Annotated in this window: 22 protein-coding genes; 10 read left to right on the top strand and 12 right to left on the bottom strand. The window is 41.5% G+C overall.

Going from position 1 to position 20,142, the window contains the following annotated elements; genetic code table 11:
- The first annotated feature begins 15 nt into the window (after positions 1–15).
- A complete protein-coding gene (locus BUE31_RS12470) occupies positions 16–903 on the top strand; it encodes a glutamate--tRNA ligase family protein (protein WP_073403852.1) in 888 nt (295 codons plus the stop codon).
- On the opposite strand, the gene BUE31_RS12475 is transcribed toward BUE31_RS12470, so the two are convergent.
- The 3 genes from BUE31_RS12475 to BUE31_RS12485 all read right to left on the bottom strand — a co-directional run bounded on the left by BUE31_RS12475 (position 881) and on the right by BUE31_RS12485 (position 4,322).
- Complete coding sequence (locus BUE31_RS12475) at positions 881–2,257, bottom strand: sensor histidine kinase (protein ID WP_073403854.1); 1,377 nt, start codon at positions 2,255–2,257, stop codon at positions 881–883. The two genes, BUE31_RS12470 and BUE31_RS12475, sit on opposite strands and share 23 nt — an antisense overlap.
- A gap of 242 nt (positions 2,258–2,499) precedes the next feature.
- On the bottom strand, positions 2,500–3,306 hold the full coding sequence (locus tag BUE31_RS12480; RefSeq protein ID WP_073403856.1) for a helix-turn-helix domain-containing protein: 807 nt from the start codon (positions 3,304–3,306) through the stop codon (positions 2,500–2,502).
- Positions 3,307–3,440: 134 nt separating this feature from the next.
- A complete protein-coding gene (locus BUE31_RS12485; RefSeq protein WP_073403858.1) occupies positions 3,441–4,322 on the bottom strand; it encodes an oxidoreductase in 882 nt (293 codons plus the stop codon).
- 214 nt (positions 4,323–4,536) lie between these two features.
- On the opposite strand from BUE31_RS12485, the gene BUE31_RS12490 reads away from it, so the two are divergent.
- Positions 4,537–4,860 (top strand): ArsR/SmtB family transcription factor, encoded by a 324-nt coding sequence (locus tag BUE31_RS12490; protein ID WP_073403860.1) that lies wholly within the window; start codon positions 4,537–4,539, stop codon positions 4,858–4,860.
- A gap of 135 nt (positions 4,861–4,995) precedes the next feature.
- On the top strand, positions 4,996–5,493 hold the full coding sequence (locus BUE31_RS12495) for an SRPBCC family protein (RefSeq protein WP_073404308.1): 498 nt from the start codon (positions 4,996–4,998) through the stop codon (positions 5,491–5,493).
- Between the two features lie 176 nt (positions 5,494–5,669).
- Here the strand turns inward: BUE31_RS12495 and BUE31_RS12500 are convergent, their stop codons facing one another.
- Together BUE31_RS12500 and BUE31_RS12505 are read right to left on the bottom strand one after the other, a co-directional pair.
- On the bottom strand, positions 5,670–6,539 hold the full coding sequence (locus tag BUE31_RS12500; RefSeq protein ID WP_073403862.1) for a YitT family protein: 870 nt from the start codon (positions 6,537–6,539) through the stop codon (positions 5,670–5,672).
- Entirely contained in the window at positions 6,540–7,121 is a 582-nt protein-coding gene (locus BUE31_RS12505; RefSeq protein WP_073403864.1) for an HD domain-containing protein, read from the bottom strand. It abuts the gene before it with no gap.
- Positions 7,122–7,233: 112 nt separating this feature from the next.
- Between BUE31_RS12505 and BUE31_RS12510 the strand changes: the two genes are divergently transcribed.
- The 3 genes from BUE31_RS12510 to BUE31_RS12520 are packed head-to-tail and all read left to right on the top strand — an operon-like array spanning position 7,234 to position 9,994.
- Entirely contained in the window at positions 7,234–8,538 is a 1,305-nt protein-coding gene (locus BUE31_RS12510; RefSeq protein WP_073403866.1) for a sensor histidine kinase, read from the top strand.
- Between the two features lie 32 nt (positions 8,539–8,570).
- Positions 8,571–8,951: a response regulator gene (locus BUE31_RS12515; RefSeq protein ID WP_073403868.1), complete on the top strand. Its 381-nt coding sequence runs from the start codon at positions 8,571–8,573 to the stop codon at positions 8,949–8,951.
- Entirely contained in the window at positions 8,951–9,994 is a 1,044-nt protein-coding gene (locus BUE31_RS12520) for an adenylate/guanylate cyclase domain-containing protein (protein ID WP_200801915.1), read from the top strand. Before BUE31_RS12515 ends, BUE31_RS12520 begins: the two co-directional genes overlap by 1 nt.
- A 30-nt stretch (positions 9,995–10,024) precedes the next feature.
- On the opposite strand, the gene BUE31_RS12525 is transcribed toward BUE31_RS12520, so the two are convergent.
- Both BUE31_RS12525 and BUE31_RS12530 read right to left on the bottom strand, forming a co-directional pair.
- The gene (locus BUE31_RS12525; protein WP_073403872.1) at positions 10,025–10,381 is read right to left on the bottom strand and encodes a helix-turn-helix domain-containing protein; all 357 of its coding nucleotides are present in this window, start codon (positions 10,379–10,381) and stop codon (positions 10,025–10,027) included.
- 5 nt (positions 10,382–10,386) lie between these two features.
- Positions 10,387–10,695 (bottom strand): type II toxin-antitoxin system HigB family toxin, encoded by a 309-nt coding sequence (locus BUE31_RS12530; protein WP_073403874.1) that lies wholly within the window; start codon positions 10,693–10,695, stop codon positions 10,387–10,389.
- Between the two features lie 263 nt (positions 10,696–10,958).
- Between BUE31_RS12530 and BUE31_RS12535 the strand changes: the two genes are divergently transcribed.
- Positions 10,959–11,636 carry a porin family protein gene (locus tag BUE31_RS12535; protein WP_073403876.1) on the top strand — a complete coding sequence of 226 codons (678 nt, stop codon included), beginning with the start codon at positions 10,959–10,961 and terminating at the stop codon, positions 11,634–11,636.
- A 26-nt stretch (positions 11,637–11,662) separates the two neighbouring features.
- Here BUE31_RS12535 and nudK read toward each other — a convergent pair whose 3' ends face one another.
- A complete protein-coding gene (gene nudK / locus BUE31_RS12540; RefSeq protein ID WP_073403878.1) occupies positions 11,663–12,241 on the bottom strand; it encodes a GDP-mannose pyrophosphatase NudK in 579 nt (192 codons plus the stop codon).
- A gap of 44 nt (positions 12,242–12,285) precedes the next feature.
- Here nudK and BUE31_RS12545 point away from each other — a divergent pair, with 44 nt between their 5' ends.
- Positions 12,286–13,041, top strand: a complete 756-nt coding sequence (locus BUE31_RS12545) for a DeoR/GlpR family DNA-binding transcription regulator (protein WP_073403881.1) — start codon at positions 12,286–12,288, stop codon at positions 13,039–13,041.
- Between the two features lie 36 nt (positions 13,042–13,077).
- Here BUE31_RS12545 and rlmF read toward each other — a convergent pair whose 3' ends face one another.
- Positions 13,078–13,998, bottom strand: a complete 921-nt coding sequence (rlmF, locus tag BUE31_RS12550; protein WP_073403883.1) for a 23S rRNA (adenine(1618)-N(6))-methyltransferase RlmF — start codon at positions 13,996–13,998, stop codon at positions 13,078–13,080.
- A 306-nt stretch (positions 13,999–14,304) separates the two neighbouring features.
- Between rlmF and BUE31_RS12555 the strand changes: the two genes are divergently transcribed.
- Positions 14,305–15,552, top strand: coding sequence for a Na+/H+ antiporter (locus tag BUE31_RS12555; RefSeq protein ID WP_073403885.1), 1,248 nt, complete (start codon positions 14,305–14,307; stop codon positions 15,550–15,552).
- Between the two features lie 368 nt (positions 15,553–15,920).
- Positions 15,921–17,609, top strand: a complete 1,689-nt coding sequence (locus BUE31_RS12560) for a peptidase associated/transthyretin-like domain-containing protein (RefSeq protein ID WP_073403887.1) — start codon at positions 15,921–15,923, stop codon at positions 17,607–17,609.
- A 190-nt stretch (positions 17,610–17,799) separates the two neighbouring features.
- Here BUE31_RS12560 and BUE31_RS12565 read toward each other — a convergent pair whose 3' ends face one another.
- The 3 genes from BUE31_RS12565 to BUE31_RS12575 form a co-directional block, all read right to left on the bottom strand.
- Entirely contained in the window at positions 17,800–18,786 is a 987-nt protein-coding gene (locus tag BUE31_RS12565) for a FecR family protein (protein WP_073403889.1), read from the bottom strand.
- Positions 18,783–19,358, bottom strand: a complete 576-nt coding sequence (locus BUE31_RS12570; RefSeq protein WP_073403891.1) for an RNA polymerase sigma-70 factor — start codon at positions 19,356–19,358, stop codon at positions 18,783–18,785. Before BUE31_RS12570 ends, BUE31_RS12565 begins: the two co-directional genes overlap by 4 nt.
- Positions 19,359–19,444: 86 nt before the next feature.
- Entirely contained in the window at positions 19,445–20,050 is a 606-nt protein-coding gene (locus tag BUE31_RS12575) for a porin family protein (protein WP_073404310.1), read from the bottom strand.
- Positions 20,051–20,142 lie beyond the last annotated feature (92 nt).

A 20,142-nucleotide genomic window follows, 5' to 3' on the forward strand; every position in this document is an offset into this window, starting at 1 on the left:
GCATTAATTTTATAAATGCCCCATCTATCTAGCCGCTTTAACAAAACACGTATTGCCCCCACTCCCAGTGGGTATCTGCATGTGGGTAATGTACTATCATTTGCGGTTACTGCTTTACTTGCCCGGAAAAGCGGGGCAAAAACATTATTGCGGATAGATGACCTTGACCAGCCCCGTGTAAATAAACTGTATTTGCAGGATATCTTTGACACGCTTAACTTTTTGGAAATCCCCTGGGATGAAGGCCCGCGTAATTTGCAGGAGTTTGAAGCTGGTTATTCGCAACTGCATCGAATGCCTTTGTATATGCAAGCACTTAACCAGCTAGCTGATGAAAGGCTTGTTTTTGCATGTTCCTGCTCACGCAGCCGGTTAGACGCAGGCGACGAGTGTTTATGCTTTGACAAGCAGATCGCATTATCTTCAGAAAACACAAGCTGGCGATTGTTAACGACCAATAATAATGATATACAGGTTAAAGGTTATAGCGGCAACATTATTAAAACTACTTTACCTGAGGGTATGCACAATTTTGTTGTTCGAAAAAAAGATGGTTTCCCGGCGTACCAGCTTACTTCAGTTATTGACGACCTGTTTTTCGGGGTTGATCTTGTCGTAAGAGGCGAGGACCTGTGGCCTTCAACATTAGCGCAGCATTTGCTGGCAAATGTGCTGGGGGAAAATAATTTTGCTGATGTTACTTTTTATCACCACCCCTTGCTGATGGAGGCTGGTAAAAAGATCTCCAAATCTTCAGGAGCAGTTTCCATTCGCTACCTGCGCGAAAGCGGTAAAAAACCAACTGATATTTATATCATGATTGCCGGCATGCTGGGCATTAAAGACCCCATAAACAATTGGGAGGAGCTTGCCGGAAGGGTTATAATGGAAGTGAAACTATAAACGAAGTTCCGCCGCCTAATAACGACCGTACCGTTATAGTGCCATTCATATCTTCAATGGCTTGTTTAGTAAAATACAAGCCAAGTCCAGTGCTTTTTTTATTGATCCCCGATTTAAAGTATTTATTAAAAATACTGCCACGCTGGTCGGGTTTTATACCTATGCCATTATCTTCAATTTCAATAACACAACGCTTGTCATTTTTATATGACCGCACCTTTATCCATTGTTCAGGCTTGCTGAAGTCGGCATATTTAATGGCATTTGAGATCAGGTTATTAAACACCGTTTTTAAATTAGTGATATTACATTTAAGCTCCCATACTTCCAGCTCGCTTAAAAATTTCACCTTCTTTCCTTCGGCAAAAAAACTGTTCTGGCTTATTACGTCGCTTACTATCACTCCCAAATTACAAAGCTCGGCATTCGTTCCGCTATCGTTACGGATGGTATGTAACACATCCTGGATATGCTGATCCTGTAACTGGATGCTTTCGCGCATCATTGCGGTATAGCTCGAAATTTTGGAAATATCCTTTTCGCGTTCCAGTACCGAAACCAGGCCGGTTAAGGATGAAAGCGGCGAGCGCAAATCATGCGTAAGGGCATAAACAAACTTATTTATACGTTCGTTCATGTTTTTAAGCGCCAGGTTTTGTTCTACGATCACCTTTTTTGAAGTATGCAGCTTTCTCAGCATTATCCCGGCCAGTAAGGCAGAACATGCCAGGATTATGATGGAGATCAAAAGATCCGCAATGAAAACGTAATGGTCAACAATACGTGAGGTAGTCCCAAGCAGCGCCGAAAAACTCTGCTGGTTAATGGTTAAATTATCAGATATGGTATTTATCTGTAAAATAAGGCCTTCTTTGTCAATTGGCTTACCCGAATGGATGTTTCTATAAGCTAGTGAACCTATTGCATTTAGTTTGCTTACCATCACATCAGCCTGCTGCCACGATGCAATTGCTTTTTTAAAGAAAGCCGCATTTTTAAACTGTTTAAAAAACCAGATCAGCTCAGGCAGATCATCAGGATGGTTGCCAGCCAACAAAAAACCTATCCGCGCTATTCTTATATCCTTTCCCGCTAATAGTGCCTCGCGGGCAATACTATCCCCTTTAGGAATACTGATATCATTTTTAAAATACAGGTAATCCGTTTCTTCGTGCGAATAGATATAGTTCATTAAATGCCGGGTGGCATCTTTTTGGCCAGTAGAATATTGCGATTCAAAATTGGTGTACGCCCTGCTGGCCGATAAAATCTTTACCGAATAATAGTGCGTAATACCAATTGCCGCGGTAGCAACTAATACTATTGTTGTTAAAGCAATAATTACTCTTTTCATGGATTAAAAACATTGCCGTGCCACACTTTTCTATCTGCGGAGCTTATACTATTTGCCGGCTAATGCCCTTATACGAAATGATAGCTGTTTAGGTTATAAAATATTGAGCTGTTAAAAATAAATTTCAACCCGCTTAAGCTATTCAGCTCACGGGCTTTGCGCCGGATGGCTACTGCTGCTTTTATAGCATGGTAGCTAATGGCAAGTAATGCTATTGTTGCAGAAAAATCACAAATTATAAATTAGCCCACCCTTGAAGGTGCTACACCATAAGCCTTTTTAAAAGCAAATGAAAAATGCGAAAAATCTTTAAAGCCAACCTCCATATAAACGTCTGATGTTTTCCAGCCTTTTTCTTTGATCAGGAAATATGCGTCATTAAGCCGCTTATGCTGTAACCATTTGTTAGGCGATGTATTAAAGATCTTTTCAAAATCCCGCTTAAATGTTGCAAGGCTGCGGCCGGTAAGGTAGGCAAAGCGGCTTATATCAACATTAAATTTATAATGCTCATTCATGTAAGCCTCGAGGTCAATTTTGCCCGGTTCGCTAAAGTCGAAAAGAACATTCTTTAACTCCGGATTGCTTTCCAACAGTATCATAATGGCTTCCTTAACCTTTAAATTGGTCAGCATTTTATTGGCATTGCCCGAGCCATCCATATATGGCGCTAATGATTCAATATAATTTTTGAACAGGCTATTGGGTTGCAGCAATAGGGCGCTTTCGCCAGTGTAAGGGCCGGTCATTTGCTGGTTCATCTCTTCGATTACACTGCGCAAGGTATCCTTATCCATCACAATAGATATGGTTTTAAACTCGCCGCCCTTTGGCGGGTGCTTGGCAAACTTAGCCAGCTGATTTTTACGAATAAACCTGAAATCGCCCTCCTTAAACACATACATTTTGCCATTCATATACAGATCCGAGCTGCCCGACAGGATATAACCGAACACATGATCAGCAATAAACTGCTCACCCTCCCGGCTGGTATGAGAGTAGCAGGAGTATAGTATTTTGGGTGATGTTTTTTCTTTTACAGGAGGCATGATTATCAAATTTAATATTAATGTGCGGATTGGAAGATGATGTGCGAATGTGCAGATATGCAAATGTGCGGATGAAAAATAGAAAATGCCATCGGGTTTTTCATTCGCACATCCGCACATCCAAAATCTGCACATTACTTTATATTCAAGATCGCTTTTCCTGCGGTTGTATCTAAAAAGTCCTCTGCCTCATCATGGTCTGTTGAAAGGCTTACGGGCAGCCATTTTTCAAGCTCGATCCGGCGGGCTTCATCGGCCAGCTTTAATAGGCCTATGGCTTCGCTGCCTAATACCAAATGTACCGGTGGCTCGGGGCTATTGGCAAGGTCAACCATTGCTTTTGCTGCTTTGTCAGGATCGCCCATGGGCACAAATTTGCCGCTTGAAAAATAATCGGCACGCTGACCCGCTGTAGTTTCATAACCATCCAACTTCGGGGCAAAGCTCATGGATGCGCCGGCCCAATCAGTACGAAAGCCGCCGGGCTCAACACTGGTAACAAATATGCCAAGTGGCGCAACCTCTTTTGCCAAAGCTTCGGTAAAACCTCCTAAACCAAATTTTGCAGCCTGGTACACGCTCAACCCCGCATTGCCTACGCGACCGCCAACAGAACTGATCTGTAAAATGCGGCCCGAACGCTGCTTGCGCATGTACGGCAGTACCGCACGGGTAATTTCGATAGGGGCATACAGGTTTGTTTCCAGTTGACTGCGAACCTGTTCATCGGTAAATGCCTCTGCAGCACCAATAATCCCAAAACCCGCATTGTTTACCAGCACGTCAATTTTGCCGAAATGAGCCACCGAATCTGCAACTGCTGCATAAATTTCGTCGTGATTTGTAACGTCAAGTTTTATTGGATAAACCTGATCCGGGTATTTTTCAACCAAGTCGTTTAATGTGTCTGTATTTCTTGCTGTTGCTGCAACTTTATCGCCGCTTTCCAGCACTGCTTCTGTAAGGCTGCGCCCTAATCCGCGGGAACTGCCTGTTATAAACCAAATTTTTGTCATCGCTTTAAATTTTATTTATACAAAGGTAATTCGTCCAGCAGGTGAAAGTTTTGTTGAAAGGCTCAATCTGTTTTGTTAGAAAGCTCATCCCTTTTTTTGTAGCGATGGACCCCAACCCATTGAAAATGATCAAAAAAACAAATTAAAAAACTATTGCGTAAGTGAATGCTTACATATATATTTGTAAGCGTTCACTTACACATTAATTAAGCTGATGAGAAGAGATGTTTTCCAGGCCATTGCCGACCCAACCCGTAGAGAAATAATAAACTTAATAGCGTTTAACCCATTAAATCTGAATGCTATTGCAGACAACTTCGAAGTAAGCCGGCCGGCCATATCGCAGCATATCAAAATTTTAATGGAGTGCGGGCTGATCAATATTAAGAAGCAAGGCCGGGAAAGATATTGCGAAGCCAGCCTTCAGCAGCTGAATGAGGTATCAATCTGGATTGAGAAATACAGGCTGCTTTGGGCCGAAAAGTTCGACAGGCTGGATAATCTGCTGGATAAAATGAAAAATGACCCGCCCTTATAGGATGTAAGGGCGTATTGCATAAGCCCAATAGCAAGGTAGGATTTATACAGACGTTTAAAAGTGGATACAGATGTATAGGGACGTATGCGATACGCTCCTACAGATAAAAATAAACAAAATCAAAAACATAAAATTATGGCAACTAAAAATGAAACCAGCATTAAAGCCGAACCAGGCAAACAGGAAATTTTTATAACCCGTGAGTTTGAAGCATCACGCGAGATTGTTTTTAAAGCATTTACCACTCCCGAGCTAATTGTTCAGTGGCTTGGCCCGCGTGAGCTTAAAATGCGATTGGATAAGTTTGAACCCAAGAGCGGCGGCTCCTATCGCTATGTACATATTGATCCGGCGGGTAACGAGTATGGCTTTCATGGCGTAGTGCATGAGGTACTGGCTCCTGAGCGGGTTATCCAAACATTTGAATTTGAAGGACTACCTGAAACAGGGCATGTAGTACTTGAAACTGCAAGGTTTGAAGCATTGCCCGGCAACCGCACCAGGTTGACAATGCAATCGGTATTTCAATCCGTTACTGACAGAGATGGGATGCTGCAAGCAGGTATGGAGCGTGGAGTAAACGATTCACATGCGCGTTTGGATGAGCTTTTTGCTAAAGCATCGGTTAACTAGCGGGTGTTTTTAAATGGCGATTTAATGAGATCTGTGATGTAGAGACGCGGTGCATCGCGTCTTTGACCAACATATCCGACCGATTTTATAGGAGATTTAATTCATGCCGGTTACTTGTCTGCAGGAGACGCGATGCATCGCGTCTCTACCTCAAATAATTTCCAATAGGATCTTAATTAATGCCTTGCCCGTTTCTTTAAGACGCCACCGGCAGCTTCTTTAATGGTGCTGGTAAACACAAAAGCTTTGGGGTCAATTTCGTGGATCAGGTTGCGCATGCGCCGTACTTCCAAACGGGTTACTACGGTAAAAATAATATCAACCGGGTGATGAATATCAAAGCTGTCTTTTAAATAGCCGCGCTCGCCTTTGTAAACGGTTATGCCCCGGCCGAGGGTCATTACCAGCTGTTTTTTAATTTGCTCGCTCTCGCCCGAAATTATGGTTACCCCGGTATATTCTTCCAACCCCTCAATAACAAAGCTGATAGTTTTTGAGGCTGTATAATACGTAAGTATTGAATACAGTGAGGTAGGCAAGCCAAGCTTAATTGCCGCAATAAGGAATATGATAATGTTAATGCCCAGGATAATTTCGCTGATGGTAAAGCTGATGCGTTTGCCGGTGTATAATGCCAGTACTTCAATACCATCCAGTGCGCAGCCACCGCGGATAGCCAGTCCAACTCCAATCCCCATAAACACCCCGCCGAAGATTGATACCAGTAATTTATCAGAGGTTATTTGTGGGTAAGGAAGATACAACAGGCACAGGCCTAAGCCTATCACAGCGGCAAAAGTGCGGATAGCAAATGTTTTATTAACCTGGAAAGCACCCATAATAATAAACGGGATATTGGCTATGATAATAATATAGGCTATGTTTAAATGATAAAGTTCATGAATAAGCAGCGAGATCCCGGTTACCCCACCGTCAAAAAAACTGTTGGGGACCAAAAAGCTTCGTAATGCAAATCCGCAAAATAAAATTCCGCATACTACATAAATGGTATCCTGGAGCCAATGAGGTAATTGTAAACTTTTCATTTATGAATTCACCTGTGCTTTAATGCGCCCTAAGTTAGCATCCTTTTTAGCTTGCCGCAAATTAATGGCGCTTTTGGTAAAATATTGATGTTTTTCAATGAAATCTATTTGCTGCTGGTTCCATTCATTTTTATCACCAACCTTGCCAAAAAAAGAATTTTCAAGAAATAATTTATGGGAGATCTCGAAAAAATCATCGCGCCCAAGATTATCCAAATCGGCATCAGCTATAATTTCTTCAAGGTGATTTGCAGGCGATTGCGGCAGTCTGGTAGCCATTATCATTCCGCAGATCCTATCTATTTCATCCTCATTATAACCATAACCGGGCAAAGCTTCCCGGGCAATTTTGCATGATTCTTCTTCATGCCCTTTTGCCTTTATTAAAAAACCGGAATCATGGTAATAGGCGGCGGTTAAAAGTAATTGCATTTCATCTGCTGTAATCCCCTCGGCTTCTCCAATCCGTTTTGCAGCCGTGTAAACATCCCTTGTGTGGTCGGCATTATGGTAATACAGATTGGCAGGCAACTCGTTACTCAGCTTGTTTAAAATATAACTTCCGGCCTTTTCAGTTTGCATTTTATAAAAAATTTGGCGGCTAATATATTTAAATGTTTTGTGTTAATTTCAACCATTAGCAAGCACAGCTTTTAATATTTAACTTTAGTTCGTAAATTTTTAATTTTAAGGCATGACTTTTTTTTACTACCTGGCAGCATTTTTATTGATCAGACGCTTAATAAAGCGACTGAAATATTCTATATTATATCCAAAATGGCGAAGTTTACTAACAACCTCCAATTGGGTAATAATAGTACTTTACTTTGCTGTTGCTTTTACTGTTGATGACGGTGTAAACGAGTTGATTGCCAGCGCAATATTACTGACTTTGCTGCTGTACGTTGATAAAGAACCCGATTTTAAATCGCAAAAAGCCTATGTACAGGCAAATTTCCCCTTGGTAGGTGTGGGGTTTTTAAATGGTTTAGCTATACTTTTTGCTTCTAAATTTTATGATAAGTACGATACTTATTTTAACCTGGTAACGGTTGCCGCCTTTGTTTGGATCTTTGGCAAATGGGCAACCTCAAACAAACAGGAAGAGGAATTACGGATAGTTGCCGAACGCAAGGCCGAGCTTGAAGCACTGGTAAATGAACGAACAGCCGAGTTGGTTAAACAAAAGGAAAACCTGCAGGAAATAGTTGAGGAACTGAAAGCTACCCAGGATCAGTTGATCCAATCAGAAAAAATGGCTTCCTTAGGTGAGCTTACTGCCGGTATTGCGCACGAGATCCAGAACCCGCTAAACTTTGTTAACAACTTTTCGGAAGTAAGCATGGAGCTTATTGAAGAGATGACAGAGGAATTGGAAAAAGGGGATAAAGACGAAGCCATCGCGATTGCTGCCGATATTAAACAAAATTTGGAAAAGATCCGTCACCATGGTCAGCGGGCCGATGGGATTGTTAAGGGGATGTTGCAGCACAGCAGAGCAAGCAGCACCACTAAAGAGCCGACGGATATAAATAAACTGGCTGATGAGTACCTGCGCCTTTCATATCATGGCTTAAGGGCAAAGGATAAATCGTTCAATGCAAACCTGGCAACCCATTTTGGCGAAAATTTACCTATGGTAAACATGGTGCCACAGGATGTAGGCAGGGTGCTGCTTAATTTATTCAACAATGCGTTTTATGCCGTTCAGCAAAAGCAGAAAACTGCAGGACCCGATTTTAAACCAACGGTTGAGGTAAATACAACCACAAAAGGCAAAAACCTGGAGATAAAAGTTAAAGATAACGGTACCGGGATCCCTGATGAGATAAAAGAAAAAATTATGCAGCCGTTTTTTACCACAAAACCAACCGGCGAGGGCACCGGCCTCGGCTTATCTTTAAGCTACGATATAATAGTAAAGGGGCACCAGGGTAAAATTGATATTGCAACTAAAGAGGGCGAATACACAGAATTTACTATTTCATTACCCTTATAGTTTAAACTTATCGCTAATTTTAACCCATTGCCATGAAGATATTAGTAGTAGATGACGAAGCAGATGTTCAGCCCCTCTTTTTACAGCGCTTCAGAAAAGAAATAAAGAATAATGAAATTGAATTTTCATTTGCGCTTTCGGGCGAAGATGCGTTGCATGTTTTACATAATGCCCATTCAGAAATTGTATTGATCCTTTCGGATATTAATATGCCCGGCATGAGCGGGCTGGAGTTACTTACGCACATCCGCGAAGATTTTAATGCCCCGCCCCCGCCGGTTGTTATGATGATAACCGCCTACGGCGATGAAGAAAACCACAGGCAGGCTATGGAAAAAGGCGCTAACGACTTTTTAACCAAGCCGCTTGATTTTATTTTATTAAAAGAAAAACTTAAAACATTTAGTGAATAATGGCGAAGATATTAGTGGTTGATGATGAAGCTGATTTGGAATTGTTGGTAAAGCAAAAGTTTCGCCGTAAGATCCGTGAGAATGTATATGAGTTTGTTTTTGCACAAAATGGCGAAGAGGCCCTTGAACGCGTAAAGGAACACCCCGACCTGGATATTATTTTAAGCGATATAAATATGCCGGTAATGGATGGCCTAACCCTGCTTAGCCGCCTGCCGGAAGCTAATCCTATGGTTAAAGCCGTAGTGGTATCAGCCTATGGCGATATGCAGAATATCCGCACCGCCATGAATCGCGGTGCATTTGACTTTGTTTGCAAACCTGTCGACTTTGAGGATCTTGATCTCACCATGGAAAAAACCATAGTACATGTGAGGCAACTACAGGCAACCATGAAGGCCATTAAGGAAAACAACATCCTTAAAATGTATGTGGATGAGAATGTGCTGAACTTTATGAACCATAAGGAGTTTGAAGGCAGCCTGATGAAGAATGAGCTGATTGATGCAACCGTTGTTTTTATTGATGTTTGTGGGTTTACTGCCATTACCGAGCAGGTACCTGCCAACACAGTAGTAACCCTGCTTAATGGTTTGTTTGATAACATAGTAAAGGAAATTCTTGCCCAGGGCGGCCATGTGGACAAGTTTATGGGAGATGCCGTAATGGCGGTTTTCAGGGGCGAATATCACCTTGACAAAGCTATTGATGTGGCATTGGTGGTAAGAGAGCAGTTAAAGAACATGGAAGAGATAAAGCTGGGCGATGTTTCCTATAAACCTGCAGTTTCTATCGGTATAAACTCCGGCGAGATGGTTTCAGGCAACATTGGTTCTGCATCCTTAAAACGCCTGGATTATACGGTGATAGGCGATACTGTAAATTTGTCGCAACGCCTGCAATCTGCTGCAAAAGCCGGTCAGATCATTATTACCGAAGAGGTGTATCACAAAGCCAAAGAATCATTTAAATGTGAAAAAATTGGTGAGGTTACGCTAAAAAACAAAGCCAAACCGGTTACTATTTATGAAGTATTGGAGTAAAGGATGTTTTTAAATTTCTTTACCAGGTACTTAAGCTAGCAATACTGCAGCCGGGATCCCCAATTTGTGGTGGAGAACTTTGGCTATTCTTAATGTAAGCGGCTTTTTCCCGCTAAGAAGCGCAGATACATATCCTTTACTTCCTATCCAATTAACCAGGTCTTTATTTATAAGCCCTTTTTCATCCATTTTCAGTTTTACAACGGCTATAGGATCGGGAGAAGGAATAGGGTAATGCAGGTCTTCATATTGCTTGATAAGTAACAAAGCAATTTGCAAATGCTGACCTGCCTTACTTTCAGGGGCTATATCCAAATCAAATTGGCTATCAACCCATTCCAATAAATTCTGATACTCTTTGTCGGTTTTAATGATTTGCAGATCCATGTCGTTTAATTTTTAAATTTAATTGCAGCCACATCAATCATATCATATTCTTTATGTGTACCAAACCACTTTATTTGAATAGTCTTATAAATAAATATGATACGAATTACAAGTCGGTAATGGTTACCTTTTATGTTTATTACAACTCGATTATCTCCAACCAGGCTTGCACTTCCATGAACAGCCTTTAATTCCTGAAAGTTTTTAAAATCAGCTGATAGGAACTCATAGTACCACTCAAACAAAGCATTTTTAGCGTCAGGATATTTTTCGCCATAAGCTAAAAGAGTTTTTCTATTAATAATATTAAACATGTACCCGCTGAGTTTACTAATAGTGAACAAATATATGAGGTTTTCTATTGGTAAACAAAAGTTCTTACTAAAAGCCGTTAAGTATATTCCGTAATCGCAGATTCCTATGAGAGACCCTGTGGGAACAGAAATGGATTTTTATTACAATAGCTAATTCGATCTTAATTATGATACGCTAAACTTGCCGCACCAAGCCTGCAAAATTATTTTTTTTGCAGCTGTGCAGATACTTTTATCTTTGGCGCCATAACCCTTATTCAACAATGAAAGCCCTTCTTATTTTCAGCCTTACAATTTTATCTTTTACTGCATTTGCCCAAAATTACGGGAATAACGAGCATACAATAACCATTGGACTAGCGGGGGGTTCGAACTTTGCTTTTTTACAAGTGAGCTCGGCTCACCGGCAAGAGGTGTACACGGATGCTGCAACCCCTTTTTCAATAGGGATAAATGCCGATTTTAAGTTTAGTGATTATTTCTCTATCCGGCCGGGCATATTTTATTCAGGCAAAGGTGGAACAATAAATGCGGTTTATGATGATGATATGGGGAACAATACCTCTGTTTATGATGAATATAAATTGCATTATCTGGAAATACCCATTAACTTAATTGGTCACTTACCGGTTGGGAATGGTGCAAATATTTTTTTAGGTGCCGGGCCGTATTTTTCACTGGGGTTAAACGGCACAAATAAGCAAACTCTTTTTACAGACGACCCGGTGATTCGTAAAATCACTTATGGAAAAAATGGAGATTTTAAATCAACTGATTTTGGCGCAAGCACTGTGCTGGGTTTTCAGGGTGCAAGTGGATGGGCTATAAGCGGGAATCTCGAATTTGGGCTTACGAACATACTTCAAACCAATAATTCTGCTTTTGATGCCACCAAATTTAAAACAATTACATTTTATCTTTCGATTGGGCAAAGCTTCTAAACTATTGGAGTACCTGTTTCTTTGATTTATCCATCCATTAACTTATTCAGCGCCGCATACTGCAACAGCATAATGGTTTTTGCATCTTTAATTTCCCCGGTTTTTATCATGCCCAATGCCTGGCTAAATGAAAGCTCCAGCACCTCAATGTTTTCCTGTTCTTCTTCAAGTCCGCCACCTTCTGTTACCCTCATTTCCTTAGTGTATTCAGCTATAAAGAAGTACAGGATCTCGGTTACCGAACCGGGCGACATATAGGCTTCAAAGATCTTCTCGACATGGGTTACCTTAAAGCCTGTTTCTTCTTCGGTTTCGCGCCTGATGCAATCTTCCGCATTATCAGCATCCAGTAAACCAGCGCAGGCTTCAATTAAATAACCGCTGGCATTGCCGTTTATATACGTAGGCATGCGAAACTGGCGGGTTAAAACCACGGTGCCGGCATCTTTATTGTATAGCAAAATAGTCGCCCCATTGCCTCTGTCATAAGCCTCTCGGTTTTGCGTAAGCGCAGTTCCGTTATATGTTATTTCGTAAGTTACCTTTTTCAGCGTGTACCAGTTATCAGAAAGAATTTCGGTATTCAATATCTTAACATTGTTCATTTTTGATATATTTTGATTATTTTTGATCAAATAACAGAATTTTTATGATATTTCAAAAAAGAAAACAAAAAATTCTGCAAATACTGGAACAAGCGGGTGAAGCCGACATCCACCAGCTTGCTGTTGAATTGGGCACATCAGAGATCACCGTGCGCCGTGATTTGAACAGTATGGCGGCTGATGGGATGCTTTACCGCACCCATGGTGGTGCTACAAAAATTGACCCTTTAATGGGTGCAAAGGCTTTTGAAAATAAAGCGGCTGTTAATGTAAAAGCCAAAGATGCTATCTGCCGCCGTGCAGCTGATGAAATAAATGATGGAGATATAATTTTTATGGATTGCGGCAGTACTGTATACCGTTTATGCCAGTTTATCCGGAATAAAAAGATCAAAGTAATTACCAATTCATTACCGGTAGTTTATGAATTACAAAACAGCCAGGTTTCTATAAATTTAATTGGCGGGGAGGTGGACCGTGACCGGCAAGCCGTCCATGGCAAAATAGCTGAAGAACATATCGGCAAATATCGGGCAGCAAAAGCGTTTTTGGGTGTTGATGGCATCTCTGTAAACGGCCTGTTTGCCCAAAGTGAAAATGAGGCATCAATTACTTTAGCGTTAGCCACTAACAGTAAGCATACCTATATTTTGTGCGATGCTGGTAAAATAGGCAAAGAAACTTATTTAAAATTCGCCGAACTAAGTTTGGTCAACACTATAATTACTGATTATGATGGGCCTGAGGTTGCGCTTTTTAAAGAAAAGGGGGTGGTGGTTTTGCTGGTTGGAGGAACTTAATCACCGCGCTTATTTTTTAATTCCATTCTTTCTCCATCACCCCAAAAACGTCCAGCATAAAACTCGGCTTACCTTTTGCCCCTGCGCCATATTAATGGTTTTAACATCAAGCGCTTTAACCTTTTTCAGTGCTTTATGAACTAAAGGCAGCGTTTCCTTTTTTGAGACCAGCGTTGTAAACCATTTGCAGCTGTCCGGTGTAAGCGCACTTTCATCAATCATCCGGGTAATAAACGCGGCTTCACCACCGGGGTACCAGAGCTCGGTTTTTTGTCCGCCAAAATTGAGGGCGTTATTTTGTTTAGGGTTGATGCCGAGCTTTTTCCATTTGGTGTCGGTTGCTGATTTTGCTTCCAGTGCGGATGAGTGGAAAGGCGGGTTACAGATGCTTACATCAAACAGCTCACCCGGTTTAATTATACCATTAAAAATACTCGCCTTACTTGTTTGGCGGCGGATCTCTATTTTATCTTTCAGCTGCTTATTTAACGCAACGATATTTTTTGCAGATGCCAGCGCAATAAGGTCAACCTCGGAGCCGACAAATTGCCAGACGTATACGCTGCTGCCAATTAACGGGTAAACACAATTGGCTCCCGTTCCAATATCCAGAATTTTCACCTGGCTGCCTGTGGGAATAACACCATTATTATTTTCGGCCAGCAGATCGGCAATGTAATGGATATAGTCGGCCCTGCCGGGTATTGGCGGACAAAGATATCCTGCCGGGATATTCCATCCCTCCACTCCATAAAAGTGTTTTAGCAATGCATTATTTAGTGCCTTAACGGCTTCCGGATTAGTAAAATCTATCGACTCATCCCCGTATTGATTAAGTGACACAAATGCCCTCAATGCCGGGCTGCTTTTGCAAAGCTGCTTAAAGTTATATCGCTCCCGGTGCGGGTTGCGCGGGTGCAGGTTTTCTTTTTCTATGGGTTTTGCTTCAGGAGGCATCAGGCAAAGTTAACCTAACTATCACCAAAAACATAAAATGATGCTATCCCTTTTGGAGCGATTGCTTATATCAACCATCTTTACAAATTAAAGAATGAACATAAAGAGCTATGGGCGGGTTGTATAACCTTGAATGTTGAAACCTTATCAATAACGCAAGCCTTCGACCTGCGCTATTGTATGTCGCCCTTTCAGGGCTTGAAATTTTATTTTTCCGGCCCTTGCAGGGCCCAATACGTCAGCGCAGGGCAACGCCCTGCGTTAAATTCAAGGTTGTATAACCCTTTAAAAATGTAAGTTAAAAGCATGGAAAATTACAGCGTCGTTATATTTATCCTGGCCATTATGATAGGCCTGTCAGCAATTGCCAATAGGATAAGACTGCCCTACCCGGTACTATTGATCGTTGCAGGCATTGGCATAGGGTTTGTTCCGGCTATCCCGGATGTTGTGTTAAACCCCGAGATCGTTTTCCTGATCTTTTTGCCACCGCTGTTGTACGATGCCGCTTTTAATATTTCATATCAAACATTTAAAACCAATATTAACACCATTGGCACCCTGTCAATTTCACTCGTTTTCATCACAGCATCGGGCATTGCTGTTGCCGCGCATTATTTAATTCCGGGAATGACCTGGCCGCTTTCTTTTGTTTTAGGTGCGATACTATCTGCAACCGATGCCGTGGCAGCCATGAGCATTACCAAAGGGCTCGACCTTTCACACAATACCAATACCATACTGGAAGGCGAAAGCCTGGTGAACGATGCCTCGGCATTAGTGGCTTACCGTTTTGCAGTAGCGGCTGTAACAGGTACCGCATTTGTGTTTTGGAAAGCATCGTTAGAATTTATTATCCTGATGGTGGGCGGGGTAGCCATCGGAATAATTATGGGCGCAATACTGGCCTTTATTATTAAACGGGTACGGCAAAACAACCTGGTAATCATCAGTTTTATGTTGTTGATGCCCTTTGTAACCTACCTGGTAGCCGAGGATCTGCATGTTTCGGGGGTTATTGCCGTAGTTATTTTAGGCTTAAGCATTGCCCGCTTTAGCAAGAAGGTTTTCCCTGATCAATTAAAAAATCAATCAAAATCCATCTGGGATATTATCATTTTTTTATTGAACGGATTGATCTTTATCCTGATAGGGTTGCAGTTTCCCTTTGTAATAAAAAGCATCAGCAGCGCCAAGGTTTTGCCCTATATCGGCTACGCATTTATGATAACAGTTCTTGCTTTGGTATTACGGATGGCAAGGGTGTTTTTGCAAAAAATAAACCTTCAGCGCGCCTTTAAAAAAGGGAAACACAAAATTACCGAAGATGCGCTGCTTGATTTTAAGAGCAGCCTGATCATCAGCTGGTCGGGAATGCGGGGGATAGTTTCGCTGGCTATTGCTATTGGCTTGCCGGTTACCCTGGCAGATGGCCGCCCTTTCCCGGAACGAAATGCCATTATATTTATTTCTGTAGTGGTGGTACTGTTTACACTAATTGGCCAGGGCTTAAGCCTCCCCTGGCTGGTGAAGCGCTTAAAAACTGATAAGTAAAAGGTACTATAACAAAACAAGCCTGATTATATTTTATAACATACCAGGTAGTCAGTTTTTAATTTTAAAGACCTTCATAAAGGTGTGGGTTAAAAAGTAGCCGTTGCGGTTAAAAAATGCATTATCTAAGATTTTTTGTCACTATTTGGCAAATTTTTTATCTAACTATAAAATAATAAAAAACAGAGTAAGGGTAAAGCATGATCAACGTGTCGTTATACGCGCCGGATCATACTATCAATGAAAGGCCTGTCCAAATTATAAAACAGAAAAACCTGATGACTGTAAATCGAAGACTAATAACCAACACCCTGTTACTTTTTATACCCCTGTTTTTTTCCACCAAATTGCATGCTCAAAGCAATTTAATGAAGCAAATATCCATTGGTGAGCTAAAGCAGCAACCCATGGCCAGTGTACTGAACAAAATAGCCAGCAAAGAAAATTTTTACTTCGCCTATAACAATAAAATTGTCCCGGCTGATAGCCTGGTATCTGTTTCAGGCTACCGGGGAACACTTTTTAGTTTGCTTGAGAAACTGCTGGGCGAAAACTATGAGTTTAAAGAGGTGCCCGGATACGTTGTATTGAGATATGCACCCCGCAAATTGTTTATTACCGCCGAGGTTGGTAAAGACCAGGGAAAACAAACCGTGGTAAAAGGATATGTGAATAATGTTGCCGATCAAAAAGAAGTTGCGCAGGCCAGCGTGTATGAAAAAAACTTACTAATATCAACACTTACTGATGATAACGGCTACTTTGAGCTCAAGCTAAAAAACTACACGGGATCAATAGTGCTAACAGTAAGCAAGGAAAACTATCGCGACACCTCCGTGTATGTGCTGCCTGTTGTTATTGTAAATGAAAAGCGCGCCAATAGCAGTAAAAATTACAAATACTATCCGGATGGTGGTCCGGATGCCGGGGTGGAACATAGCAGGTTTGCCCGGTTTTTTATCAATTCAAAACAATTGGTGCAGGGGTTGAATCTTGGCAATTTTTTCGCCTCCAGTCCGTACCAGGTTTCGCTCACCCCGGGGTTAAGCACCCAGGGCATGTACAACAGCCAGGTAATTGATCATTTTTCACTGAATATTTTAGGGGGGTATACCGCGGGGATAAATGGCGTTGAAATGGCCGGGATCTTTAATATTAACCGGAAAGACATGCGCTTTTTACAGGCTGCCGGCGTCTTTAATTTTGTTGGCGGCAGTGTAAAGGGGATCCAAATGGCAGGTGTTTATAACAGTGTGCTGAATGATGTATTTGGACTACAGGCTGCAGGCTTTGCAAACAGGGCCAACCATTTCACCGGCGGGATGCAAATGGCGGGCCTGGCTAACATTGATAAGCAGGTGGCTGGCTTTCAAGTTGCCGGCCTTATGAACATTTATGGCATCGGCAAGGGAATTGCCTTTGCCGGTTTTACCAATGTTGCCCGTGATAGCAGCGGAACTCAAATAGCAGGATTTATGAATAAAGGCGGTAATGTTTCGGGTTTACAATTGTCTGCATTTATGAATACGGCCCAAAAAGTTAAAGGTGTACAGTTTGGACTTATAAATATTGCCGATAGCAGTGATTACCCCATCGGCATCATCAACCTTATTAAAAACGGCGAAAAAAGTATTGGTATAACTACCGATGAATCCGCGTTTGCACACGTTGATCTTCGTTCCGGCGGCAGGGTGTTATATGGCTTGCTTGGAATTGGTTATAAACCGGGGGCCGAAAAAATCAAATACGCACTTGACCTTGGGTTTGGTGCGCACATCGTTAACCACAAAAAGTTCTTTTTAAATGCCGAATATGTTGCAGCGCTTATTACTGACATTGACAAGACTTCTTATCAAACAAGCTCATTCAAATTATTACCAGGCTACAAATTTAATAAACACTGGGGCCTGTTTGCTGGGCCAAGCATCAACCTTACATCAACAGATACAGGCAATGATGTGAAAATTAATGGCTGGGTACTGGGCAGATCTGTTACTGACAATCATATCAACACTTCATTTACAGGAATAACCGGCGGGGTGCAATATGCCTGGTAGCAGCAAGCGTTCCATTTTTGCACACGGAACACCCGAAACGCTGTGAAACACGCTCATTATCAGTAGATTTACTTTTAACAAGACCGCAACTAACTAATAATCAAACAATAGGAAAACCAGGGTTCCTCTTTCGTTCTGAAAAAATTTCACATTGTGCACGCGGACCATAAGCGTATTATCATATCCTTGCTTACTTGATAATAATGTTGCCCCCGCTTTTATCTATATGCATCTCAGGAGTTGTTTCCTTTATTAAATTTAATATATCGGTAAGTGAATCCTGCAGCCTGATGGGAATCGTTATTGGGGTATTGCGCAATACGTTGTTTTTAATTTTAATATCAGCGCCATAAGCTTCGTTTAGCACAGCAATCAGTCGCCACAATGGTGTTTTATTAGCAAAAAAGGTATTACTTACGTAATAGTTGTATAGCTCATCGGGTGTCTGTTCAATTTTAAACGCTTTGTCGCCCAACTTTATGTTTACCATTTGCTGAGCCTTTAGCTGTACCGCATTGTTGTTTTTGCTCACTTTCACTATTCCGCTCTCCACAATAACTTCGGTATTATGCAGCCTGCTTTTTACATTAAAAGCCGTACCTACGTCAATGATGCTAATATCATTTACATGCACGGTAAATGGCGCGGCTTCGTTATGCTTAACGTTAAAAAACGCCTCTCCTGTAAGCCTGATCTCCCTTTTTGATTTAAAATTGCCAGAATACGATATAGCTGAGTTTTTATTGATGTGCACTATTGATCCGTCTGGCAGGGTATCTATCCGTACCGAATTTGTGGCTTTTAAATTCACCCAATCAGCTGATGTGCCTTTTTGCCCGCTGTATAAATAATAGCCTATCCATCCGCCTCCTATTAAAAATATAACCGCTGCGGCTATTCTCAACCAATTTGTATTTGCCGTAAAGGGAATAACCCTGGCGGGCTCATTTTTTGCCGCGGTTCTTTTGTCTTTGAACTTTTCCCACGCCTCAACTTCACCCAGCGGACTATCCTGCGCCAGGCGTTTGCTGGTTTCAAGGATAATTTTCACCTCTTCCAGTTTTTTGGCATTAGCGTTGTTTGCCGCTGCCCAGGCTTCAACTTCAAGGGCTTCGGCAGGGCCTCCTTCTCCCAAAAGGTACTTGATAAGTATATCTTCACTCATACGCTGTTTCATGATCTGAACATATTAAGTAGCATTAATGCAATTATTGGTAAAAACTCTTTCATTTCTTTCCTCAGGATTCGCAATGCCTTACCCATGTGTGTTTCTACTGTTTTTATGGAGATCTCCAGCTGACTGGCGATTTCCTGGTATTTTAATTCCTCAAAGCGGCTCAGGTGAAATATGGCCCGGCACTTTTCGGGTAGTTTGCTTAAGGCCTGTTGTAAATGCTGCTCCAACTCGCTCATTGTTAATTTTCCAGCGGCATCATCAGTATGGTTCTTCATTGAATAAGCGGTTGTTGTTTGATACTTTAACTGAACCTTTTGCCCCCGCAGGTAATTAAGGCTATCGTGATATACTGATTTGTATAAGTATGACTTGATGGACGTTCTGATCTGCACTGCCTCATTTCGTTCCCATAGTTTAAGAAACATGCCCTGCACAATTTCTTCCGCAACATCCCAGTCCTTCAATAAGGAGAAGCCATAAGCATGGAGCTCCCTGAAATGTTTTTTGAACAAGTGCTCAAAAACAACTTCGTTATTAGTGCTTAAATCGTCCGTTACTGCGTTATAATTCATTAAGAGTTATCAGGTATGGCAAAGTAAGTGTATTGATTGGAAACGGACAGGTAAAAAACACCTGTCCGCTTTATCAAACTTAATTATTATTGAAATTTAAAACCAACGCCCAGGCTGAAGATATTTGATTTTTGGCCTAGGTCCTTATTAAACTTACTTAAACCAAGGCTGTAACGGGCATCAAATGTTAAGCTGCCAATATCAACTCCTGCATTTACAACACCGCCGGCTGTAAGGTCTTTATATTTGAATCCTCCCGGAGCAATAGGCTTTTTCAAATTGTAATACAGGTCGGGCCCTGCAGATACACGGAAGATCAGCTCATCGGTATTTACTATTTTATAACCTACCATTAAGGGTAAATTTAATTGCCTGAACTTAGCCTGGAATGCGGTACTGTTAAATTTGTAATTATCGCTAAACGATACGTAATTAAGCTCCGGCTGAAAGAATAGGTCTTTACCAATCCTTGCGAAGACGCCTACGTTGAAGCCTGTTTTACCCGATTTATCGGTAACGGCATTTAAGCCTGTTTTTAAGGTTGAAAAGCTAACGCCAGCTTTAACACCAAATTCAATTTCTGGTGATGACGAAGATGAAGAAGAGGCTGTCGTTGTTGTTGTTTGCGCTTTTACCGAACTGATGCCCAGCGTAATTAAAATAGCTGTGGCGAATAATTTAATAGTTTTCATTTTCTGGCTTTTGTTTTTAATGGTTTTCATGTAATTGTTATTTGTTATTAAGATCTGTGTTATGACACGCGGCTCAGCTTTTACCCTGACCG

Source organism: Mucilaginibacter sp. OK098 (assembly GCF_900142915.1).
Taxonomy (GTDB): Bacteria; Bacteroidota; Bacteroidia; order Sphingobacteriales; family Sphingobacteriaceae; genus Mucilaginibacter.

Bases quoted from the DNA above. Each gene is read 5' to 3' on its own strand.
- BUE31_RS12470 (WP_073403852.1), top strand. From the start codon at position 16: ATGCCCCATCTATCTAGCCGCTTTAACAAAACACGTATTGCCCCCACT.
- BUE31_RS12475 (WP_073403854.1), bottom strand. From the start codon at position 2,257: ATGAAAAGAGTAATTATTGCTTTAACAACAATAGTATTAGTTGCTACC.
- BUE31_RS12480 (WP_073403856.1), bottom strand. From the start codon at position 3,306: ATGCCTCCTGTAAAAGAAAAAACATCACCCAAAATACTATACTCCTGC.
- BUE31_RS12485 (WP_073403858.1), bottom strand. From the start codon at position 4,322: ATGACAAAAATTTGGTTTATAACAGGCAGTTCCCGCGGATTAGGGCGC.
- BUE31_RS12490 (WP_073403860.1), top strand. From the start codon at position 4,537: ATGAGAAGAGATGTTTTCCAGGCCATTGCCGACCCAACCCGTAGAGAA.
- BUE31_RS12495 (WP_073404308.1), top strand. From the start codon at position 4,996: ATGGCAACTAAAAATGAAACCAGCATTAAAGCCGAACCAGGCAAACAG.
- BUE31_RS12500 (WP_073403862.1), bottom strand. From the start codon at position 6,539: ATGAAAAGTTTACAATTACCTCATTGGCTCCAGGATACCATTTATGTA.
- BUE31_RS12505 (WP_073403864.1), bottom strand. From the start codon at position 7,121: ATGCAAACTGAAAAGGCCGGAAGTTATATTTTAAACAAGCTGAGTAAC.
- BUE31_RS12510 (WP_073403866.1), top strand. From the start codon at position 7,234: ATGACTTTTTTTTACTACCTGGCAGCATTTTTATTGATCAGACGCTTA.
- BUE31_RS12515 (WP_073403868.1), top strand. From the start codon at position 8,571: ATGAAGATATTAGTAGTAGATGACGAAGCAGATGTTCAGCCCCTCTTT.
- BUE31_RS12520 (WP_200801915.1), top strand. From the start codon at position 8,951: ATGGCGAAGATATTAGTGGTTGATGATGAAGCTGATTTGGAATTGTTG.
- BUE31_RS12525 (WP_073403872.1), bottom strand. From the start codon at position 10,381: ATGGATCTGCAAATCATTAAAACCGACAAAGAGTATCAGAATTTATTG.
- BUE31_RS12530 (WP_073403874.1), bottom strand. From the start codon at position 10,695: ATGTTTAATATTATTAATAGAAAAACTCTTTTAGCTTATGGCGAAAAA.
- BUE31_RS12535 (WP_073403876.1), top strand. From the start codon at position 10,959: ATGAAAGCCCTTCTTATTTTCAGCCTTACAATTTTATCTTTTACTGCA.
- nudK (WP_073403878.1), bottom strand. From the start codon at position 12,241: ATGAACAATGTTAAGATATTGAATACCGAAATTCTTTCTGATAACTGG.
- BUE31_RS12545 (WP_073403881.1), top strand. From the start codon at position 12,286: ATGATATTTCAAAAAAGAAAACAAAAAATTCTGCAAATACTGGAACAA.
- rlmF (WP_073403883.1), bottom strand. From the start codon at position 13,998: ATGCCTCCTGAAGCAAAACCCATAGAAAAAGAAAACCTGCACCCGCGC.
- BUE31_RS12555 (WP_073403885.1), top strand. From the start codon at position 14,305: ATGGAAAATTACAGCGTCGTTATATTTATCCTGGCCATTATGATAGGC.
- BUE31_RS12560 (WP_073403887.1), top strand. From the start codon at position 15,921: ATGAAGCAAATATCCATTGGTGAGCTAAAGCAGCAACCCATGGCCAGT.
- BUE31_RS12565 (WP_073403889.1), bottom strand. From the start codon at position 18,786: ATGAAACAGCGTATGAGTGAAGATATACTTATCAAGTACCTTTTGGGA.
- BUE31_RS12570 (WP_073403891.1), bottom strand. From the start codon at position 19,358: ATGAATTATAACGCAGTAACGGACGATTTAAGCACTAATAACGAAGTT.
- BUE31_RS12575 (WP_073404310.1), bottom strand. From the start codon at position 20,050: ATGAAAACTATTAAATTATTCGCCACAGCTATTTTAATTACGCTGGGC.